Raw genomic sequence first — 19,821 nt, 5'->3', positions numbered from 1 at the left:
TCACCGTTCGGCATGCCTGCCGCTGGCATCCCGCTGGCATTCCGCTGACGGGGGCTGTCAGCGGGGTCGGGGGCGGACGGCGTCGGCGGGGCCGGGGCGGGGGTCCCGGCCGGGTGCTTCCGGCGTGTCCCCGGCCGGTATCGGGGCACCGGGAGACGATGGGCGCACCGCACCCGTGGACGAGGCGGGCGAAGCGGGTGAGCGAGGCGGACCAGGGGAACCGGGCCGGAACGGAGGGCGTACGTGGACCAGCGGGTCACGTCAGGGCGGCGAGTGGCGGGGGCCGCCGGGGCGGATGGCGGAACGGGGGCCGTCGGGGCGGATGGCGGAAGGGACACCACCAGGGCGGTGAGCGCGACGGGCGCCGCCGGGCCGGTTGGCGGAACGGGGGCCGTCGGGGCGGCCGGCGCAGCGGCGACCGTCGGCACGGGTGGCGGCACGGAGGCCGCCGGGGCGAAGGGCGGAACGGGCGCGGACGGGCCCGGTGCCCCCGACCCCCGTCGCCGCGTCCCCCGCACCGACCGCCTGCTGGCCGACCCCCGGCTGCGGGAGGCCGTCGCCCGGCTCGGCGCGGTACGGGTGAAGGCGGCCGTCCACCGGGCGCAGGAGCGCGCCCGCGCGGGCACCCTCGCGCCCGGCGAGGTCGCCGACGCGGCCGTCGCCCTGCTGCCGCGCGCCGCGAGCGGCCTGCGCCCCGTCCTCAACGCCACCGGCGTCCTGCTGCACACCAACCTCGGCCGCGCCGCGCTCTCCCCGGCCGCCCGGCACGCGGTGTGGGACGCCGCCGGGCCCACCGACGTCGAACTCGACCTGCGCACCGGCGCCCGCGCCCGCCGCGGCCGGACCGCGCTCGCCGCGCTCCACGACCGGGTGCCGTCCGCCGAAGCCGTCCACGTCGTCAACAACGGGGCCGCCGCCCTCGTCCTGACCGCCACCGCGCTCGCCGCCGGCCGCGAGATCGTCGTCAGCCGGGGCGAGATGGTGGAGATCGGCGACGGATTCCGCCTGCCCGACCTGCTGGTCTCCACCGGCGCCCGGCTGCGCGAGGTCGGCACGACGAACCGCACCACGCCCGCCGACTACGCCGACGCGCTCGGCCCCGACACGGCGTTCATCCTCAAGGTGCACCCGTCCAACTTCCGGGTCACCGGCTTCACCCGTGCCGCCGAGGTCGGCGACCTCGTCCCCCTCGGCGTCCCCGTCGTCGTCGACATCGGCTCCGGGCTGCTCGCCCCCCACCCGCTGCTGCCCGAGGAACCCGACGCGCGGACCCCGCTGCGCGCGGGCGCCGCCCTCGTCACCGCCAGCGGTGACAAACTGCTCGGCGGACCCCAGTGCGGACTGCTCCTCGGCCGCGAGGACACCGTCCGTACCCTCGCCCGGCACCCCCTCGCCCGCGCCCTGCGCGTCGACAAACTGACCCTGGCCGCGCTGGAGGCCACCCTCACCGGACCCGGCACCCCCACCGCCGAGGCCCTGGACGCCGACCCGGCCGCGCTGACCCGCCGCGCCGAACGGCTCGCCGCCGCCCTGTCCGCCGACGGCGTCGACGCGCGGGCGGTCCCCAGCACCGCCACGGTCGGCGGCGGCGGCGCCCCCGGCGTGACGCTGCCCAGCGCGGCGCTCTCCCTGCCCGAGCGGTACGCCGCCGCCCTGCGCGGCGGGACCGACCCCGTGGTGGGCAGGCTGGAGGCGGGCCGCTGCCTGCTCGACCTGCGCTCGGTGCCGGAGCCGGACGACGCCCGGCTCGCCAACGCCGTGCGGTCGGCGGCGGGGAGGTAGGGAGGATGCGGGTACTGGCCACCGCCGGACACGTCGACCACGGCAAGTCCACCCTGGTCCGCGCCCTGACCGGCAGGGAACCCGACCGGTACGAGGAGGAGCGCCGCCGGGGTCTCACCCTGGACCTCGGCTTCGTGTGGACCCGGGTGGACGCGGCCGGCACCACCGGGGCGGACGGGCCCCTGCCCGGCGCGCCCGCCCCCGCCGGGAGCGCCGGCGCCCCGGGCACCACGGCCGGCGCCCCGGGCGCCCCGGGCACCACCGGCACGTCGGACACCGGGACGGGCGCCGCCCACGACACCCTCGCCTTCGTCGACGTCCCGGGCCACGAACGCTTCGTCGCCACGATGCTCGCCGGCGTCGGCCCCGTCCCCGCCGTGCTCTTCGTGGTCGCCGCCGACCAGGGCTGGCAGCCCCAGTCGCAGGAACACCTGGAGATCCTGGACGCGCTCGGCGTCCGTCACGCCGTGCTCGCGGTGACCCGCGCCGACCTGGCCGACCCCGGGCCCGTACGCGCCGACGCGACCGAACGGCTGGCCGCCACCTCCCTCGGCACCGTGCCGTCGGTCGCGGTGAGCGCGGTGACCGGCGCCGGACTCGACCACCTGCGCTCCGAACTGGCCCGTCTGGCCGCCGCGTTGCCGCAGCCGCCGGCCGACGCGGACGTCCGGCTGTGGCTGGACCGGGCGTTCACCGTACGCGGCCACGGCACCGTCGTCACCGGCACCCTCGCGGCCGGCACGCTCCGCGTCGGCGACCGGCTCACCACCGGCGACGGCACCGCCGTACGGGTGCGGGGACTGCAGTGCCTCCAGGAGGAGCGTTCCGAGGTCACCGGGGTGGCCCGCGTCGCGGTCAACGTCCACGGCGCCGGCAAGGACGTCCTCGGCCGGGGCCGGGCGCTGACGACCCCGGACGCCTGGCTGCCGACCGGGCTGGCCGACGTCCGCGTCACCGGGTGCCCGGTCGCGGAACTGCCCCGTGCGGTGACCCTGCACATCGGCACGGCCGCCGTCCCGGTGACGGTCCGCCCGCTCGGCACGGACACCGCCCGGCTCACCCTCACCGGGACGCTGCCGCTGCGCGTCGGCGACCGGGCCGTCCTGCGCGAGCCGGGCGGCGGACACCGCCCGCGCGCCGCCACCGTCCTCGACGTGCGCCCGCCCCGGCTGACCCGGCGCGGAGCCGGCCGGCGCCGGGCGGCCGACCTGGCCGAGATGACCGGACAGCCCGACGCCGCAGGCGAGGTGCGACGCCGTGGCCTCGTCCGCCGTGCCCTTCTGAGAGCCATGGGCGTCCCGGCCGACATGCCGGCCGTCGCCGGGGACTGGCTGGCGGACCCGGCTCACTGGACCGGGTTGCGCGACCGTCTCGCCGCCGAGGTGGCGCGGCACGCCGAACGCCACCCGCTGGAGCCCGGCCTCCCCGCCGAGGCGGCCCGGCACCTGCTCGGCCTGCCCGAGAGGAGCCTGGTCGACGCCCTCGCGGACACCCCCGGCACGGTCCGGCTGCGCCGTGAACAGGGCCGGGTGTACGGGCCCGGCGGGGCGGGGCCGACACTGCCGCCGGCGGTGCGGGCGGCCGTCGAGGCCGTACGGGCGGAACTGGAACTGTCGCCGTTCCGCGCGCCGGAGGCCGGACGGCTGGCCGAACTGGGCCTCACCCGCAAGGCGATGGCCGCCGCGGTCGCCGCCGGGGCGCTCCTGCGGGTCGGCGAGGACATCCTGCTCCTGCCCGACGCCGCCGAACGCGCCGCCGCCGTCCTGCGGGAACTGCCGCAGCCCTTCACGCTGAGCGAGGCCCGCAAGGCCCTGGACACCACCCGCCGCGTGGCCGTCCCCCTCCTGGAACACCTGGACGCCCGGGGGCTCACCGCTCGCCCGGACCCCCGGCACCGCCGGTGCCCGCCCGCGGCCGGGCCCGGTCCGGACGCGCCGCGGTGAGCCCCGCGACGCGCCCCGCCGGGCCCGGGGCTCAGCCGTCCGCCACCTGCCCCGTCACCGCGTCCGGCACGGAGATCCGCCAGGCCAGGACCGCCGCCACGGCGAGCCCGGCGAGGGCGGGGACACTGCCCGCGAGGTAGGGGTCGACGCCGTGCACGGCGGGCGCGAACCCGACGCCGACACAGACCGCGACCCCGGTGGCCCCGCCCAACTGGTCGGCGGCGCGCTGGACTCCGGAGGCGATCCCGGCGTCCTCCCCGGTCACCCCGGACACCGCGACGTACTGCAGGGCGACGAGCCCGAAGCCCATCCCGGCGGCGACGAGCACCATGGCCGGGATCAACGCAGGCCCGCAGACGCCGAGTCGGGCACCCAGGCCGATCCACGCCATCGCCAGGGCGGTGAACCCGATCCCGGCCAGGACGCAGGCGCGGGGCCCCCACCGCCTGAGGAGCCGGGGCACCAGGACGGAGGCCGCGATCAGGCAGACCGCCAACGGCACCATGGTGAGCCCGGCCCGGAGCGGCCCGGCGCCCCACCGGTCCTGGAGGTAGTAGGCGAACAGCAGGAACGAGGTGGACAGCGCCGCGCTCAGCAGCGCGGTGGCGAGGTTGGCCAGGACCCGCGGCCGGTTGCGCAGCAGGCCAGGCGGTACGAGCGGGTTCCGCGCCCGGCGCTCGACGGCCGCGAACAGCGCCCCCGCCACCGCCGCGCCGGCCAGGGCCGCCGGCGCCGCCCACGGCCGCGCGCCGCCCGCGCGCCCCGCCTCGACCACCCCGAGCGTGAACAGCAGCGGCCCGGCGGTCAGCAGCAGCGCCCCGGGAACGTCCACCGGCGTCCGTCCGGCGGGCCGTTGACGCGGTACGAGCGCGGCCACCCCGGCGAGCACGAGCACCACGAACGGCACGGACACCAGGAAGATCCACCGCCACCCGAGCCACTCGGTGACGACCCCGGAGACCACGAACCCCAGCACGAGCCCCCCACTCGCCACGGCCGCCCACACACTCAACGCCCGTGACCTGAGCGGCCCTTCGGGAAACATCAGCACGATCACCGCCATCGCGGCCGGCAACGCGAGCGCCTCGCCGGCCCCCTGTGCCAACCGCGCCGCCACCAGCAGGCCGAACGACGGCGCGAGCCCCGCCGCCAGGGACGCGGCGCCGAAGAGGGCCGTGCCGAGCAGCAGGACACGCCGCCTGCCCACCACGTCGCCCAGCCGGCCGCCGAGCATCAACAGCCCGCCACCGGTGATCGTGTACCCGACCACGACCCAGGTCAGCGCGTGCCCGCCGACGCCGAAACGGGCCCCGATCGAGGGGAGGGCCACGTTGACCACGGTCACGTCGACCGCGACCAGGAACTGCAGCGTGGCCATGCAGCACAGCACCAGCCACGCGCGCACCGGGGACCATCCGTCCCGGCACGAAGGGAGAACACCTGAAACCACCGACTGCTCCGTCGCTCAGAAGTCTTCCGAGCAGCACGACATGCCGCTCCGGTCCGAACACGAAGCGGCTGGACGTCCTCCGAACGTGGGACGAACGCCCCGCCGCTAGCGGAGCGCCCTCGTCACCGCGGCACAGGCCGCCGCAGCAGAAGCAGACATACGTCAGACCCTACCGGCACCGGGCACCCCGTCCCGAGACCCCGGTCACCGTGCCGCCCCCGCCGACGGCCGCCGGTCCGGGGCGTTCGGTCCGGTTTCGGGCGTGCTTCCGCCGGGGCGGGGGAGGGGCGGGGTAGAAGGGTGGGGTGCCCCGGGTTTGGGGCGGGCGAGGAGGGCGACTCTCCGGCGGGAGGGAGAGCGGAGGCGGACGGGAATCGAACCCGCCTGCCCGAGATCCTCGGGCACCTCGGTTTTGAAGACCGGGAGGGCCACCAGGCACCCACACGCCTCCATCGCCCGCCCACCCTAACCGGAACGCCGTGTCCGGCGGCGGCCCGGCACACCCGAACGCCCCGACGCCCCGACGCCCCGACGCGCCGACCAGCCGACACGCCCGACGCGCCCGACGAGCCCGAGGAGAAAGACCCCGTATGACGCTCACGCGCGAGACCCCCGTACGCCTCACCCAGTACGCCCACGGCGGCGGCTGCGCCTGCAAGATCCCGCCCGGGGAGCTGGAGGACGTGCTCGGCGGGCTGGCCGGGCCCCGGCCCGGCACCGGCCTGCCGCTGCTCGTCGGCCTCGCCACCGGCGACGACGCCGCCGTCGTCGCCCTGCCCGCCGCCGGCGGCGCCCCCGCCCAGGCGATGGTCTCCACCGCCGACTTCTTCACCCCGGTCGTCGACGACCCGTACGACTGGGGCCGCATCGCCGCCGCCAACGCCCTCTCGGACGTGTACGCCATGGGCGGCCGGCCCGTCCTCGCCGTCAACCTGCTCGCCTGGCCCCGCGACGTGCTGCCCCTCGACCTCGCCCGCGAGGTGCTGCGCGGCGGGCTCGACATCGCCGCGGAGGCCGGCTGCCACGTCGGCGGCGGGCACAGCGTGGACGATCCGGAACCCAAGTACGGCATGGCCGTCACCGGGCTGGCCCACCCCGGCCGGCTGCTGCGCAACGACGCGGGCCGGCCCGGACTGCCGCTCTCCCTCACCAAACCGCTCGGCCTCGGCGTCCTGAACAACCGTCACAAGGCCACCGGCGAACGCTTCGCTCAGGCCGTCGCCACCATGGTCGAGCTGAACCGGGACGCCTCCGCCGCCGCCCTCGCCGCGGGCGCGGTCTGTGCCACCGACGTCACCGGCTTCGGCCTCCTCGGCCACCTGCACAAGCTGGCCCGCGCCTCCGGGGTGACCGCCGTGGTCGACACCGCCGCCGTGCCCTTCCTGGACGGCGCGCGCGAGGCGGTACGGGACGGCTACGTCAGCGGCGGCACCCGGCGCAACCTCGACTGGGTCGCGCCCACCACCGACTTCGGCACCACCGGCACCGACACGCGCCTCCTGCTCGCCGACGCCCAGACCTCCGGCGGGCTGCTCGTCGCCGGTGAGGTCCCCGGCGCCCCCGTGATCGGCCACCTCGTGCCGCGGGGTGCCCACACCGTCGTCCTGAGGTGAGCGGGACACCGGGAGGGGCGACCGGGTCCCGGGTGCCTCAGTCCGCGGCCGGGCCGGTACGCGGCCCGGCCGCGCGGGCCTCCAGGCGCAGGCGTTGCGGGATCACCGTGTAACGGGGGTCCTCGGCGGAGGCGACCCCGGCGTGGAAGACGCCGAACCGCAGGGCCGCCGAGCCGGCCAGCAGCGCCGCGCCCGCCACCGCCGCGGCGCCGCGCCCGCGCCCGCCCGCGCCGGCCGCCAGCACGGCGCCCCCGGCGGTGAGCAGTTCCGCCGCGCGCAGCAGCCGGCCGGCCCGCCCGGTGCCGAGGGTCTCGGCCGCCAGGCCCATCCGCCGGCGCATCACCTCGAAGGCGCCCACTTCGAGCGCCGCGCCCAGCAGGGCCGCCCGGCGCGCGGGCCCGGTCTGCGCCACGGGCGCACCGGCCAGGGCGAGTCCGGCCCCCGCGCAGGCCGCCGACCCGGCGAAGACGAAGGGCATCTCGCGGTGGCCGTCGTGCCAGGCGGGCACCGCCGTGTCGGAGATCAGCACCGCGGTGTACGTCGCCACCGCCGGGGCGAGGACGGCGGCGGACGCGGTGGCGGCGGTGCCGATGAGCCGGTGGCGGCCCGCGACGTCGGTCGCCGCGGCGACCATCGTGAGCGGCGCGTACCCGGCCAGCAGCCAGGAGCCGAGGTTCATCGGGGAGGTCGGCTTGAAGACGCGGAGCATGTTCACGAAGCGGGCCGGCCGTCCCAGGTCGTGGACGAGCGCGGCCAGCGAGAGGGAGATGGCGCCGGCCGCGCCCAGCTTCGCGGTCCGCGCCAGCGCGGGCCGGCCGGTGGCCTCGCCGCCCGCCGCCAGCAGCGAGGACGCCCCGGCGAGCCCGCCGAGGAAGAGGTAGCCCGCGATGTCGACCGCCTTCCACGTCGGCTTGTGGAGGATGGCCCGGCCGTAGTACGAGGAGAACTCGGCCTCGGGCACCATCGCCCGCTCGCCGCGCCCGCGCCGCCGCCTGCGCCGCCCGGCGTACGTCCCGGTGAGCGCGTCCCGCCCGGTGGGTTCGCCGGGCGTCCGGCCGGGCGGTGTCCCGGTGCCGGTCATCGGTGCCTCCCGGCGAAGGCGGCGGCCGTCAGCGCGGCCACCGACACGGCCGCCGCCGCCGCGTACCGCCACATGGCGGGCAGGTCACGGGTGGTGACGACCGGGTCGGGGGGCAGCCCGTACACCTCCGGTTCGTCCAGCAGCAGGAAGAACGCGCCGTCGCCGCCGACGCCGTCCCCGGGGTCCTCCCCGTACAGCCGCGCGTCGGGCACCCCGGCCGCGTGCAGCCGGGCGACACGGGCCGCCGCGCGTTCCCGCAGTTCGTCCAGCTCGCCGAACTGGATGGAGTCGGTGGGGCACGCCTTCGCGCAGGCCGGTTCCATGCCGACGCCGAGGCGGTCGTAGCAGAGGGTGCACTTCCAGGCGCGTCCGTCGTCGGGGCGCTGGTCGATGACGCCGTAGGGGCAGGCGGGGACGCAGTAGCCGCAGCCGTTGCAGACGTCCTGCTGGACGACGACCGTGCCGAACTCCGTGCGGAAGAGCGAGCCGGTGGGGCACACGTCCAGGCAGGCGGCGTGGGTGCAGTGCTTGCACACGTCGGAGGACATCAGCCAGCGCAGTTCGGGGCGCCCGTCGGGGGCGAGGGGGGAGATCTCCCCGGCCGGGGCGCCCGGGGGCGCCGTACCCGGCGCGGGCGTGGTCGCGGAGGCGTCGAGGCCGCGGGCGGCGGCGAAGACGTCCACGTGGTCGTGGCCGGTGCCGGGTTCCTGCCCGCCGAGCGGCTTGCGCTGCTCGATGAAGGCCACGTGCCGCCAGGTGCCGGCGCCGAGGCCCTGGGTGTTGTCGTAGGACATGCCGGTGAACTCGAGGCCGTCCTCGGGGATGGCGTTCCACTCCTTGCACGCCACCTCGCACGCCTTGCAGCCGATGCAGACGGAGGTGTCGGTGAAGAAGCCCATCCGGGGCGGGGGGTCGGTGTGGCCGGCGGCTCTGGCCACGTCCGGCTGGGGGCCGGAGAACAGGTGGGCACGGATCGCCTCGTCGTCGGCGTCCTCCCGGCGCGCGGTCGTCCCGTCCGTCATCTGCGCTCCTCCTCGCTCCCGTCGAGCCTGGCACGGGTGCCCCGGCCCCGGCCCGCCGAAACGGCCGCGCCCAGGGCCGGACGGGTGGAGAGGCGGGCCGAGGGGAGCAGCGCCGGGGCCCGGGGCGGGATCGGCCGGTGGGGCGGGGAGGTCGCGGGGACGGGCTCAGGCGGCCTGGAGCAGGCAGCCCAGCGCGAGCAGGGCCAGGACCTTCACGATCTCCAGGCCGACGTAGTGGAGATGGGCGCGGGACCGGGTCTCGGCGGGGTCCGCGCCCGCCAGCACCGCGTCCGAACGGCGGTTGAGCCGGGGCCGTACGAGGCCCAGTTGCACGGTGAGGACCACCGCCGCGACGGCGGTGAGCGCGACGACGGCCGCGGACGGGCCGCCCGTGGCGACCGCGACGACGACGCCGGCGGCGAGCGCGGCCTCCGCGAGGTTGAGGGCGCGGAAGACCAGCCGCCCGATGCCGAGCCCGAGGGGGATCGTCACGCCCGGGGCACGGAACTTCAGGGGCGCCTCCAGGAAGGAGATCGCCAGCACCATGCCCAGCCAGAGGAAGGTGAGGGCGCCCGCAGTGGCCGCCGACGTCGCGTGCATCGCTGGATCTCGTCTCTCCGCAGGGGGGTGGCCGGGGCGGGGGCGCCGGTCAGGCGAGGGGCCAGGAGGCGATGTGCGCCGCGAACTCGGGCGGCGAGGCCACCACCATCAGCGAGACGGGGCCGTCGCCCGGGTTCACGAGGGCGACCCGCTCCCCGGTGGCGATGTGCGCGCTCGTGCCGGGGGACAGGCGGTGTTCGTCCCCGGCGTGCCGCAGCAGGGCCGTGCCGGAGAGCGGGATCAGGACGATCTCCGAGGCGCCGTGGTCGTGTTCGGGCAGGCCGCCGCCCGCCGGGAGTTCGAGGTGGACGACGGCGACGCGGTCCGACGTGGTCCCGGCGGTGAGCGGCGTGGCGGTCGGGCCGCCCGTGAGCGGGGCGCGGTGGCGGGTGGCGGTGGCGGTGTCGGCGACGTGCACGGGGTCTCCTCGGGAAGGCCGGCGGGTGTGCCGGCGGATGGGGTCCGAAACGGGCGGGCCCGAACGGGCGGGACCGGACGGGTGACGGGTGGGACGGGTGACGGGCTGGACGGGTCCGGCGGCCGGGACTCAGGGCGCCGCGGTGACCGCCAGGTGGGCCAGGCAGGCGTCGGGTTCGGCGAAGGGCTCCAGACGGGTGGCGGCCAGCGGGGCGTCCAGCTCGGCCAGGGCGCCCTGCATCAGCCCCAGGTGCAGTGGGCAGACGATCTCGCCGTGCTCCTCGGCGAGTTCGAGGAACGGACAGTGCCGCAGCCAGACCCGGTCCGGCCGCCCGTCCTCCTCGCCGAGCCGCGGCGCGAAGCCCAGGTCGTCGAGCATGGCCGTCAGCCGTCCGGCCGCCTCACCGGCCGTCGGCGGCCGGGAGGGCGGGAACTGCTCGACGAGGTACCGGCCCCAGTCACGGCCCGCCTCGACGGCCGCCGCCCCGGCGCCCGGCCCCTCGGCCGCCAGCCGGCCGAGCAGCATCCGCGCCAGCAACTGGTAGCGGCGCGCCCCACCCCGGTCCATGCCCCGGCGGGCGGCGTAGACGGTGCGCGGGCGGCCGGGGCCCGAGGGCCGTTCCGCGGTCCGCTCGACCCGGCCCCGGGACACCAGCGCGTCGAGGTGGAAGCGCACGGTGTTGGGGTGCACCCCGAGCCGCTCGGCGACCTCGGTCACGCCCTGCGGGGCGGGGGACTCGCGCAGTGCGTCGAGGACGGCGCGGCGGCGGGGGGAGAGCGGTTCCCGCTCCTCGGTGGGGGACACGGCGGTCAGCCTTCCTGGGCGTTCGGGGGCACTGCGGCGACGAGCGGGTGGTCGTGCTCGACGAGCCCGAGCTTGGCGGCCCCGCCCGGCGAGCCGACGCGGTCGAAGAACTCGGCGTTCGCCCGCGTGTACTCGGCCCACGGTGACGGTACGTCGTCCTCGTAGAAGATCGCCTCCACGGGGCAGACCGGTTCGCAGGCGCCGCAGTCGACGCACTCGTCGGGGTGGATGTACAGCGAGCGCCGTCCCTCGTAGATGCAGTCGACCGGGCACTCCTCGACGCACGCCCGGTCCTTCACGTCGACGCACGGCTGAGCGATCACATAGGTCACGACACGCTCCTCACACCACCGGGAGGGGTTTCTCCAAATAGTACCTGTAATAATCGTGGCCCATCGCACGGCACCGGGAGGAGTACGTCGTGACATCGTCGTCCGAGGTGTACATCGAAGGGACGGCCACCGATCCGGCCGTCGGCGCACGCGCCGCCGTCGAGGAGGCGCACCGGCGGCTGCGGGCCGGGCTGGCCGCGGCGCGCGCCGCCGACGCGGGCGCGGAAGGGCCGGGCGCGGCAGCCGGGGGGAGCGCCCTGGCGGAGTTCTGCGCCGGTGAGCTGCGCCGGCACCTGTCCGCCGTCGACCGGACGCTGTACGCCGCCGCGTCCGGCGCCGCCGAGACCCGCCTGCTGGTCCGGGCGCTGCGCACGGTGACCACGGTCCTCGACCGGCATATCGACGCGCTGCCCGCCGCCGACCGCACGGCAGCGGGCGAGGCGGCCGCCGCCGTCGAGGCGGTGCTGGAGGCGCGGCTCGCCGCCGAGGAGGAGGCCCTGCTGCCCGCGCTGACGGGGCTGCCCGGCGCCGACCTGCCCGCGCTCGTCGCGGACCTGCGCATCCTGGCCGGGGGCGGCCGGCTCGACGAGCCGGCGGTCGTCGACGTCCGCGAGATTCCGCACGGGCGGCGCCACCCGCGGATCTTCACCCGCTTCGCCCGGCTCGCGCCCGGCGAGGACTTCGTCCTGGTCAACAACCACGACCCCAAACCGCTGCGCCGCGAGTTCGAGGCGACCCACCCGGGCGCGCACACCTGGGAGTACGTGGAGTCCGGCCCGGACGTCTGGCGGGTACGCATCGGCAGGCGGGCGGTGCCGGCGGACTGACCGGGGCCGGGGCCCTGTGGGGACGTGGGCCGACGCCGGGGCCGCCGACGCCTTCGGGGGCGGGGGGCGTTCCGGGCCCGGCAACGGCCCCGCCCCCGGGACGGTGACGCCGCCGCGCCCCGGGCGGCCCGCGGCTCCCCCGCGTCGGCGGGTCCGCGCGCGCCGGCGTCGGGGCGGCCGGCCGGTGGGCACGTCCTCGGGGTGAGCGGCGCGGCCCCGTCCGGCGCGGGGCGAGGCCGACGTCTTGAGGAGACCTCACCGCGGTGGCCCCGCCCGCGCGCGGGCGGCCCGGTGTGCGGAGCCCCGCCCGGTGCCTGCGCCGGACGCCCGCCCGATGCTTCCGCCGGACGCCGTCCGCCCGGCGCCGGCCGCCGCGGTGTGCGGGCCCCCGTCCCAGTCCGCTCCGCGGTCCCCGCGCCGGGACGAAGACGGGTGTCATCCGCCCTGGTCGCGCTCCGCCCGGCGCTCCAGCACCCTGCGCATCCGCTGGGTCAGCGCGGTCGCGGCGGCGGTGAGGAAGACGAAGCTGTAGAGGATCTGGATCACGGCCACCGTCCGGGAGGTCTGGCCGCTGGGGGCGATGTCGCCGTAGCCGACCGTCGCGAGCGTCACGATCGTGAAGTACAGGGCGTCCAGGCGGGTGCGCAGGTCCCCCGCGAACTGGCCGGGCTCCTTGGCGAGGGCGTAGTACGCGGTCGAGAAGACGTGCACGGTCACCAGGATCAGCAGCGTGATCATCACGCCGGGCCGGGTGCGCGGGCGGTCGACGAGGACGTTGCGGATCTCCCGCAGCAGCAGTCCGGCCACGACGCACAGCGCCCCCGCGAACAGCGCCCAGCTCAACGCCGGGCGTCGCGGCCCGAGTTGGTCGAGAGGGGCCAGGAAGTAGGCCACCACCATGCCCACCCCGGCGGCGGCGCACAGCAGCCAGGCGAGCGAACCGCGCCAGGCCGGCGTACCCGCGTCCGGGCCGGTGTCCCCGCCGCCGTCCGGCGGGACGGCCCGGTGGTGCCGGGTCACGGGGACGCCTCCGCCCGCCCGCGCGGCACGAGTTGGGCCACGACGAAGGAGACGACCGACGCCATCACGATGAGCGGTGTCTGCTCGTGCGCGTCGGAGCCCACCAGCAGCACCGCCAGCACCGCACTCGCCAGCGGCAGCCCCGTCACCGCCGCCGCGGCGGCCGCGATGCCGAGCGCCAGCGCCGGTGCCACACCGAAGCCGGGCAGGCCCGAGCAGGCCAGCGCCGTCGCCGCCCCGAGCAGCACCGAGGGGAAGATCGGGCCGCCGCGCAGACTGCCCAGGGCGACCCCCCAGGCCAGCCCCTTGCAGGCGACCAACGCCACCAGCGCGCCCACCGACCAGGCGTGCGGACGCTCCGCGAGCGCGGCCAGCGTGCTCTGCCCGGACAGCGCCGCCTCCGCCGGGGACCGGCCGGTGATCAGGGCGTAGGCGCTGAGGCACACCCCGACCGCGCCGGCGCACAGGACGGTGCGCGCCACCGGACGGCGACCGGTCCAGGAGGCGGTACGGCGCCCCAGCCGCCGGGCCAGCGTGATCAGCACCGCGATCAGCGCGGCCGTCGGCAGCCCCCACAGGAAGTCCCCGGCGTCCGGATTGGCGGACGGCGGCACGACGGGCAGCGCGAGCGCGCCGATCTTCAGCCCCGTCCACTGGCCGAAGCCGGTGAAGACCAGCGCGCCCGCCGCGCTCGCCAGCAGGCACGGCAGCAGCAGCGCGACCAGCCGCGCCCCGCCGAGCCCCGCGCCCTCGATGAGCAGGACGGCGGCGGCCACCGGACCGCCGAGGATGGTGGAGATGGCGGCGGTGGAACCGGCGGTGGCGACGATCCTCCCGGCGCCGCTGTCCTCGGGCGTGCCGGTCCGGCGCAGCGCGAGCAGGGCGAGGCCGCTGCCCACGGCCATCAGGGGCGCCTCGGGACCGAGGACCACGCCGAGCGGCAGGGTGGCCAGCGCGGCCAGGACCGCGCCCGGCAGCGCCCGGGGGCCGACGGGCGCCCCGCCGAGCCCGTCGACCGGCAGATGCCCGCCGGCGCCCGGCATCCGGGTGACGATCGGCGCGAGGATCACCCCGGCCAGGGCCAGCGCGGGCAACGGCCACCACCACGGAGGGGTGCGGTAGCCGACGGCCTCGGGCAGCGACGTCCACACCCAGTGCTGCACCTGGTGCTGGAGCCCGACGAAGAAGAAGCAGGCCACGGCGACGGGTACGCCGAGCAGCACGCACAGCAGCAACAACCGGGGATAGCCGGGACTGAGCAGTGTCTCGCGCAGAGTCCGCTCGGCCTGGTCGGGCGCGGCGCGCGCGGGCGCGTCCGCGGGATCGCCGGGGGCGCTCACCGGGCGTCCCGGCGCGGGCCCGGGGCGGGCGCGGGGGACGGGGGCTGACGCGTCACGGGCCCTCCTTCGTCCGCCCCTCGCTGCCGGGTCCGGCCTCCCGCGGGCCGCGGGGCGCGGGGCCGCGGACCGGCCGCACGGGGCCGTCTGTACCGTTCAGTTAACGCGAGGGCCCGGCCCGGCGCACGCGCGCCCGGACCGGCCCCTTCACCCGTTCGGCAGGTCCGTCTGGCCGGGCGGCCGGTGTGCCCGCAGGCTCGGACTCAGCCGGCCCGGCGCCCGCGGCGTCCCGCGGACCGGGCCCGTACGGGGGCTCGCCGAAAGGACTGCGCTCATGAGCCAGCACACCGCACCTCCCCCGGGTTCTCCCGGCTCTCCCGGCTCCCCCGGTTCTCCCGGAGGTCCCCCACACGGCTCCGGCGGACCGCACGGCCGGCCGCCGTCGAGCCACCACGAGAACTGGGTCGTCGGAGGCGTCGTCTTCGCCGGTGTCCTGCTGCTGCTGAACGGCATCCTCTCCGTGCTCCAGGGCGTCGCCGCCATCTCCGAGAACGACGTCTACGCCCGCGTCGGCACGTACGTCTACGAGCTGGACCTGACGGGCTGGGGCGTCATCCACGTCGTCCTCGGCGGCGTCCTGATCCTCACCGGCTGGGGGCTGTTGCGGGACATGGCCTGGGCGCGCGTGGTGGGCATCGTCCTCGCCTCGCTGAGCCTCATCGCCGAGTTCCTGTTCCTGCCGTACGCGCCCGTCTGGTCCATCGTGATGATGGCGATCGACGTCTTCGTGATCTGGGCGCTGGCCAGCCGTCACGAGCACCACGCCTGAGCGGCGGGGCGGGTCCGGCCCCTGGCCCGGCCGCCTCGGGCCGGGGTCCCTGCGGGCCGGCCCGGGTCCGTGGCCGCCTGCTCCTCGCGCCTCCTCGTGCCGGCGCCGTCGCGGGCCCGTGTCGGTGTTGGGCCGAACGGGTGACTTGGCGTAAGAATTGGCTGGTGCACGCAGTAAAGGCGAGGGAAATCGGGGGGAGCCGGTGAGCAGCCACGACGTCACCGATGAACAGTGGGAAGGGCTCGCCCAGGTCGTGCCGTTGCGCGGACGCGACGCCTGGCCGTCCGCCGTCGGCCACCGGGCGCTGCCCGACGACCGGACGGCGGCGCGGCGCCGCTTCGTCGTCCTGCGGGTCAGTGTCTTCGCGGACGCCCGCGAGGTCGCCGAGACGCTGATGGGGGGTATTCCCGTCCTGCTCGACCTGACCGGCGCCGAGACCGATGTCGCCAAGCGGGTCCTGGACTTCAGCACGGGGGTCGTCTTCGGGCTCGGCAACGGCATGCACCGCGTCGACCGCAACGTGTTCCTGCTGACCCCGGCCGGGACCGAGGTCAACGGCCTGATGGAGGGCGCCGCCGGGGTGTGAGGCGAAACGGGGGCCGGGGCCCTCGTCCGTCCCGGGGGCGGGCGGCACGGGGGCCGCGGCCCCGGAGCTCACGGTGCCGCGCGGACGGCCCGTGGCCCGGACGGGTGACGGCTCGCGGGGGAGACGAGGGCGAAGGCCCGGGAGTACGAGGCCGCAGGGGGCGAGGACCACGCGGTCCGGGGCCGGCCGGCGCGCCGGCACCCCGGTACCAGGGCGTCCCGTGCGCGTCGGCCGGGGGCGCGACGGTGTGCGGCCGGGGGTGTGACCGCGCGCCGGACGGCGGGTGGCGGCGGTGCCGTCCCCCGGGACGGCCGGGCGCGCCGCGTCCGCGCTCCGGCGGCGCCGTCCCCCGATCGTAGGAACGTCCCCCGGGTGGAACGGTTCGCCCCCCCACGGAGTCCTACGGTCGGCATATGGCAGCGTCACCTGCGAAAACGGCGTCCGCCGTCCTCGCCCCGCCCCGGCCGGACCGGCCCTGCGTCACCGAACTGCGGCTGTCCGCCTTCGCCGGGCACCGGCGGGCCGCGTTCCCGCTCGGCCCCCTCACGGTGCTCGCCGGACCCAGCGGCTGCGGCAAGACCAGCGCGCTGCGCGCCTACGAGGCGCTGGCCCGGCTCGGCGGCGGCGCCGAACTGGGCACGGTCTTCCCCGACCCGGCCGCCTGCGTCCCCGAACGGGCCCGGCCCGACGCCCAGCGCCGCCGGGGCTTCCGCATCGGCTGCACCGCCGACGGGCCGGAGGGACCGGTCCGCCTCGACGTCGCCGTCCAGGCCGAGCCCGAACTCCGCGTGGTGGGGGAGCGGTTGAGCGTGGACGGCCTCGTCCTGCTCCAGACCGCGCTGCGCGACCCGGGCCGCCGCGCGGTCCAGGCCGCCTGGTACACGGCGGGCCCCTCGCCGGTGACGCGCGGGCCACTGCCGGACGACCGGCTCGGCACCGCCCTCGTGCCGCTGCGCGTGGCCGGCAAGACCGACGGACAGCGCCGGGTGCTCGCCGCCGCCGAACAGATGCTGGTCGCGCTGCGCTCCGTCTTCGCCTGCGATCCCCGCCCCGGCCGCATGCGCGAACCGGTGCCCACCGGCACCGGTCGGCTCCTCGCCGGCTGCGACAACCTCGCCGACGTGCTCTGGCGCACGCGTCCCGTGTGCGCCCGGCGGCACGCCCGGTTCGTCGCGGCGGTCCGCGCCGGATGCACCGGCCCGGTGGCGGACGTACTGGCGGAGCCCGTCGTCGGCGGGGTCGTCCGCGGGCTGCTGGACCGGGGCGACGGCGTGCGCACCGGACTCGCCCGGCTCGGCTACGGCGAACTGCGCTACGTCGCCCTCGTCCTGGTCCTGCTCACCGGCTCGGGCGTGCTGGAGGCCGACGCGGCGGGGGAGCCGCCCGGCCCGCCCCGGACCCTCACCGTCCTCGCCGACGGCCTCGACCGCGGGCTGGACGCGCGTCAGCGTGCCCAACTCCTCGCCCTGGCCACCGAGATGTGCGAGCGGGGGGACATCCGCCTGGTCGGCTCCGTGCCGGACGCCTCGTGGGCGGCGGGGGCCGAGGGCGTCACGGTGGTACACCTGGAACCGTGACCGCACATCCCTCTCCCGACGCACCGCGCTCCCCCGTCCCGCAGCCGGACGCCCCGCGGCCGGGCGCCCCGGGCGCCGCCGACCTGCCCGCACTCCAGCGGCGTCTGGCCGACTTCGCCGCCGCCCGGAACTGGCAGCCGTACCACACCCCCAAGAACCTGGCCGCCGCGCTGAGCGTGGAGGCCGCCGAACTCGTCGAGATCTTCCAGTGGCTGACCCCCGAGGAGTCGGCCCGCGTCATGGACGACGCCGGCAGCGCGCACCGCGTGCGGGACGAGGTCGCCGACGTCCTCGCCTATCTGCTCCAACTGTGCGAGGTGCTGGGCGTCGACCCCCTGGATGCGCTGGCGGCGAAGATCGAGCGCAACGAGGACCGGTTCCCGGTAGGGGGCGCACGGCGCACACCGGGGGAGTGATATGCGCCCCCGGTCGGGAGTACTGCGCTCCGTTATCACTCTCCGGAGTCAGGGTCCGCCCGAAATCGATTTTCTGTCCAGAGTTTTCCGCCTTCCCCTGGCTTTTCCGGGTGCATGCCTTCACTCTGGGTAGTGAATCAGGGAGTTCGGGCGCACGCGCCGTGAGCGCGCTGCGAGAGGGACGGGGGCAGCGCATGGACGCTGTGCGGCTCATCGTGACGAGCGGGCGTGCGCTGGCCGCGGGCCGTGAGGTGCCGGACATGCTCACGGAGGTGTGGCAGGCACAGGCGCTGGCGCAGGCCATAGGCAGCAGACTCGCGGTCTCCGGGCCCCCCGAGCTGCACGGCGAGGCCCTGGGCCTGACCGAGCTGGCGCGGCGGGGCTGCGGGGTGCTGCGGCTGCCGGGCCCGGCCCCGGCGGAGCCCCGCGCCGCCCAGTTGACCGAACTGGGCGACGCCCGGCAGGTGTTGGTCCGGCTGGGCACCCTGCTCGGCGAGACGGGCATCGCCCTGGTCTCCCTCGCCTGCGCCGCGGACGACGAGGCGACCTACTGGAGTTGCCTGGAGGCCATCGACGCGGCCGACGAGTCCCGGGACCGCGTCCTGGAGATGCTCCGCAAACTGGCCGACCGGGAGGAGGCGGCCCTCGCGGCCCGCGAACGAGAGGCAGGCTGACCCCCGCCCCACCGCAACCGGCCCCGGCCTTCCGGCCCCGGCCTTCCGGCCCCGGCCCTGGCCTTCCGGCCCCGGCCCCGGCCTCCTGGTCTCGGCCTTGCGGCCTTGGCCCTGACCTTGCGGCCTCGGCCCCGGCCTCCCGGCCCCCGCCCAGGCCCCGGCCGCCGGGTCCTGGGGTCAGGGTCCGGCCGCCGGGCAGGCGGCGTCCCGGCGGTGCCCCCTCCGCCCCCACCTCGTCCGGTGCCCCCCCGCCACCGGGCCACCGGGCGTTTCGGGACGGCAGCCCCCGCCACCCCGCGGCCCCCGCCCCCGGGCCGCAGCCCCCGTCACCCGCCGGGGCCACCGGCGCGCACCCGCCGCCCCGGGGGATGTCCGAGGCGGACCGGCCGAGCAGGCAGGATGGACGGCATGGATCTCCGCATCTTCACCGAGCCCCAGCAGGGGGCCACCTACGACACCTTGCTCACCGTGGCGAAGGCCACCGAGGACCTGGGCTTCGACGCCTTCTTCCGCTCGGACCACTACCTCAGCATGGGTTCCGCGGACGGCATGCCCGGCCCCACCGACGCCTGGATCACCCTCGCCGGCCTCGCCCGCGAGACCCGGCGCATCCGCCTCGGCACTCTCATGACGGCCGGCACCTTCCGGCTCCCCGGCGTCCTCGCCATCCAGGTGGCCCAGGTCGACCAGATGTCCGGCGGACGCGTCGAACTCGGCCTCGGGGCAGGGTGGTTCGAGGACGAGCACAAGGCGTACGGCATCCCCTTCCCGAAGGAGAAGTTCGCCCGGCTCGAAGAGCAGCTCGCGATCGTCACCGGCCTGTGGGAGACCGAGGTCGGCCGGACCTTCGACTTCCACGGCACCTACTACGACCTCACCGACTCGCCCGCGCTGCCCAAGCCCGCGCAGGCCAAGGTCCCGGTGCTCATCGGCGGCCACGGCGCCGTCCGCACCCCGCGGCTGGCCGCCCGGTACGCCGACGAGTTCAACATCCCCTTCGCGTCCCTCGACGACACCCGGCGCCAGTTCGCCCGCGTCCGCGCCGCCGCCGAGGAGGCGGGCCGCCCGGCCGACGCGCTGACGTACTCCAACGCCCTCGTCGTGTGCGTCGGCAAGGACGACGCCGAGGTCGCCCGCCGGGCCGCCGTGATCGGCCGTGAGGTCGACGAGCTGAAGGCCAACGGCCTGGCCGGCTCCCCGGCCGAGGTCGTCGAGAAGATCGGCCGGTACGCGGAGGCGGGCTCGCAGCGGATCTACCTCCAGGTCCTCGACCTCGACGACCTGGACCACCTGGAGCTGATCTCCTCCCAGGTGCAGAGCCGGCTCACGGCCTGACGCCCGCCACCCGCCCGCACCCGTGACGCCCCGTCAGGAGCGGGCGATAACCGAAGGCGCCACCGTCCCCTCCTGTGCGATGGTGTGACCGCCCCGCCGCAGCCCCCGGGACCCGACCGGACCGGGGGCTTCCGCGCGCACGGGCGATCCCCCTTCCATCCCGCCGGAGAGGCCC

At 77.1% G+C, this 19,821-nt stretch carries 19 protein-coding genes and 1 tRNA gene; 10 read left to right on the top strand and 10 right to left on the bottom strand.

The annotated features are described in order from the left end of the window. The first annotated feature begins 348 nt into the window (after positions 1–348). A complete protein-coding gene (selA, locus tag VM636_RS06090) occupies positions 349–1,782 on the top strand; it encodes an L-seryl-tRNA(Sec) selenium transferase (protein WP_078962663.1) in 1,434 nt (477 codons plus the stop codon). Between the two features lie 5 nt (positions 1,783–1,787). Further along, positions 1,788–3,725, top strand: a complete 1,938-nt coding sequence (locus tag VM636_RS06085) for a selenocysteine-specific translation elongation factor (RefSeq protein WP_053913741.1) — start codon at positions 1,788–1,790, stop codon at positions 3,723–3,725. A gap of 31 nt (positions 3,726–3,756) precedes the next feature. On the opposite strand, the gene VM636_RS06080 is transcribed toward VM636_RS06085, so the two are convergent. Then, positions 3,757–5,103, bottom strand: coding sequence for an MFS transporter (locus VM636_RS06080; protein ID WP_053913877.1), 1,347 nt, complete (start codon positions 5,101–5,103; stop codon positions 3,757–3,759). Positions 5,104–5,533: 430 nt separating this feature from the next. Further along, a tRNA-Sec gene (locus VM636_RS06075) sits at positions 5,534–5,626 on the bottom strand. A 139-nt stretch (positions 5,627–5,765) separates the two neighbouring features. Here VM636_RS06075 and selD point away from each other — a divergent pair. Beyond that, positions 5,766–6,788, top strand: a complete 1,023-nt coding sequence (gene selD / locus VM636_RS06070; protein ID WP_053913742.1) for a selenide, water dikinase SelD — start codon at positions 5,766–5,768, stop codon at positions 6,786–6,788. Positions 6,789–6,825: 37 nt separating this feature from the next. On the opposite strand, the gene nrfD is transcribed toward selD, so the two are convergent. From nrfD to fdxA, 6 genes are all read right to left on the bottom strand, one after another. Further along, on the bottom strand, positions 6,826–7,869 hold the full coding sequence (gene nrfD / locus VM636_RS06065) for an NrfD/PsrC family molybdoenzyme membrane anchor subunit (RefSeq protein ID WP_030421813.1): 1,044 nt from the start codon (positions 7,867–7,869) through the stop codon (positions 6,826–6,828). Then, on the bottom strand, positions 7,866–8,768 hold the full coding sequence (locus VM636_RS06060; protein WP_234312700.1) for a 4Fe-4S dicluster domain-containing protein: 903 nt from the start codon (positions 8,766–8,768) through the stop codon (positions 7,866–7,868). Before VM636_RS06060 ends, nrfD begins: the two co-directional genes overlap by 4 nt. Positions 8,769–9,056: 288 nt before the next feature. Beyond that, positions 9,057–9,491: a hypothetical protein gene (locus tag VM636_RS06055; protein WP_053913743.1), complete on the bottom strand. Its 435-nt coding sequence runs from the start codon at positions 9,489–9,491 to the stop codon at positions 9,057–9,059. A 49-nt stretch (positions 9,492–9,540) separates the two neighbouring features. Next, positions 9,541–9,909 carry a cupin domain-containing protein gene (locus tag VM636_RS06050; RefSeq protein WP_030421810.1) on the bottom strand — a complete coding sequence of 123 codons (369 nt, stop codon included), beginning with the start codon at positions 9,907–9,909 and terminating at the stop codon, positions 9,541–9,543. Positions 9,910–10,038: 129 nt separating this feature from the next. Beyond that, the gene (locus tag VM636_RS06045; RefSeq protein WP_030421809.1) at positions 10,039–10,713 is read right to left on the bottom strand and encodes a helix-turn-helix domain-containing protein; all 675 of its coding nucleotides are present in this window, start codon (positions 10,711–10,713) and stop codon (positions 10,039–10,041) included. A gap of 5 nt (positions 10,714–10,718) precedes the next feature. Next, positions 10,719–11,045: a ferredoxin gene (gene fdxA / locus VM636_RS06040; protein WP_053913744.1), complete on the bottom strand. Its 327-nt coding sequence runs from the start codon at positions 11,043–11,045 to the stop codon at positions 10,719–10,721. Positions 11,046–11,134: 89 nt separating this feature from the next. Here fdxA and VM636_RS06035 point away from each other — a divergent pair, with 89 nt between their 5' ends. Further along, a complete protein-coding gene (locus tag VM636_RS06035; protein ID WP_030421807.1) occupies positions 11,135–11,872 on the top strand; it encodes a DUF2249 domain-containing protein in 738 nt (245 codons plus the stop codon). A gap of 435 nt (positions 11,873–12,307) precedes the next feature. On the opposite strand, the gene VM636_RS06030 is transcribed toward VM636_RS06035, so the two are convergent. Beyond that, complete coding sequence (locus VM636_RS06030; RefSeq protein ID WP_324616665.1) at positions 12,308–12,892, bottom strand: potassium channel family protein; 585 nt, start codon at positions 12,890–12,892, stop codon at positions 12,308–12,310. Next, complete coding sequence (locus VM636_RS06025; RefSeq protein WP_030421805.1) at positions 12,889–14,232, bottom strand: chloride channel protein; 1,344 nt, start codon at positions 14,230–14,232, stop codon at positions 12,889–12,891. Before VM636_RS06025 ends, VM636_RS06030 begins: the two co-directional genes overlap by 4 nt. Before the next feature lie 331 nt (positions 14,233–14,563). On the opposite strand from VM636_RS06025, the gene VM636_RS06020 reads away from it, so the two are divergent. The 6 genes from VM636_RS06020 to VM636_RS05995 all read left to right on the top strand — a co-directional run bounded on the left by VM636_RS06020 (position 14,564) and on the right by VM636_RS05995 (position 19,646). Further along, positions 14,564–15,058 carry a hypothetical protein gene (locus tag VM636_RS06020; RefSeq protein WP_030421804.1) on the top strand — a complete coding sequence of 165 codons (495 nt, stop codon included), beginning with the start codon at positions 14,564–14,566 and terminating at the stop codon, positions 15,056–15,058. 202 nt (positions 15,059–15,260) lie between these two features. After that, complete coding sequence (locus VM636_RS06015; RefSeq protein WP_030421803.1) at positions 15,261–15,644, top strand: cell division protein SepF; 384 nt, start codon at positions 15,261–15,263, stop codon at positions 15,642–15,644. Positions 15,645–16,057: 413 nt separating this feature from the next. Beyond that, the gene (locus tag VM636_RS06010; RefSeq protein ID WP_030421802.1) at positions 16,058–17,221 is read left to right on the top strand and encodes a hypothetical protein; all 1,164 of its coding nucleotides are present in this window, start codon (positions 16,058–16,060) and stop codon (positions 17,219–17,221) included. 83 nt (positions 17,222–17,304) lie between these two features. Further along, positions 17,305–17,637, top strand: a complete 333-nt coding sequence (locus tag VM636_RS06005; protein ID WP_107091370.1) for a nucleotide pyrophosphohydrolase — start codon at positions 17,305–17,307, stop codon at positions 17,635–17,637. Between the two features lie 194 nt (positions 17,638–17,831). Next, on the top strand, positions 17,832–18,311 hold the full coding sequence (locus VM636_RS06000; protein WP_030421800.1) for a DUF6099 family protein: 480 nt from the start codon (positions 17,832–17,834) through the stop codon (positions 18,309–18,311). 408 nt (positions 18,312–18,719) lie between these two features. After that, positions 18,720–19,646 (top strand): LLM class F420-dependent oxidoreductase, encoded by a 927-nt coding sequence (locus VM636_RS05995; protein ID WP_030421799.1) that lies wholly within the window; start codon positions 18,720–18,722, stop codon positions 19,644–19,646. The last annotated feature ends 175 nt before the right edge of the window (positions 19,647–19,821 follow it).

It is taken from the genome of Streptomyces sp. SCSIO 75703, assembly GCF_036607905.1.
In the GTDB taxonomy this organism is placed as follows: Bacteria; Actinomycetota; Actinomycetes; order Streptomycetales; family Streptomycetaceae; genus Streptomyces.
This window is presented reverse-complemented; position numbering and strand designations above follow the sequence as displayed.

What these genes read in the sequence shown, in the direction of transcription:
- VM636_RS06085 (WP_053913741.1), top strand. Translation starts at nt 1,788, where the DNA reads ATGCGGGTACTGGCCACCGCCGGACACGTCGACCACGGCAAGTCCACC.
- VM636_RS06080 (WP_053913877.1), bottom strand. Translation starts at nt 5,103, where the DNA reads ATGGCCACGCTGCAGTTCCTGGTCGCGGTCGACGTGACCGTGGTCAAC.
- selD (WP_053913742.1), top strand. Translation starts at nt 5,766, where the DNA reads ATGACGCTCACGCGCGAGACCCCCGTACGCCTCACCCAGTACGCCCAC.
- nrfD (WP_030421813.1), bottom strand. Translation starts at nt 7,869, where the DNA reads ATGACCGGCACCGGGACACCGCCCGGCCGGACGCCCGGCGAACCCACC.
- VM636_RS06060 (WP_234312700.1), bottom strand. Translation starts at nt 8,768, where the DNA reads ATGGGCTTCTTCACCGACACCTCCGTCTGCATCGGCTGCAAGGCGTGC.
- VM636_RS06055 (WP_053913743.1), bottom strand. Translation starts at nt 9,491, where the DNA reads ATGCACGCGACGTCGGCGGCCACTGCGGGCGCCCTCACCTTCCTCTGG.
- VM636_RS06020 (WP_030421804.1), top strand. Translation starts at nt 14,564, where the DNA reads ATGAGCCAGCACACCGCACCTCCCCCGGGTTCTCCCGGCTCTCCCGGC.
- VM636_RS06010 (WP_030421802.1), top strand. Translation starts at nt 16,058, where the DNA reads ATGGCAGCGTCACCTGCGAAAACGGCGTCCGCCGTCCTCGCCCCGCCC.
- VM636_RS06000 (WP_030421800.1), top strand. Translation starts at nt 17,832, where the DNA reads ATGGACGCTGTGCGGCTCATCGTGACGAGCGGGCGTGCGCTGGCCGCG.
- VM636_RS05995 (WP_030421799.1), top strand. Translation starts at nt 18,720, where the DNA reads ATGGATCTCCGCATCTTCACCGAGCCCCAGCAGGGGGCCACCTACGAC.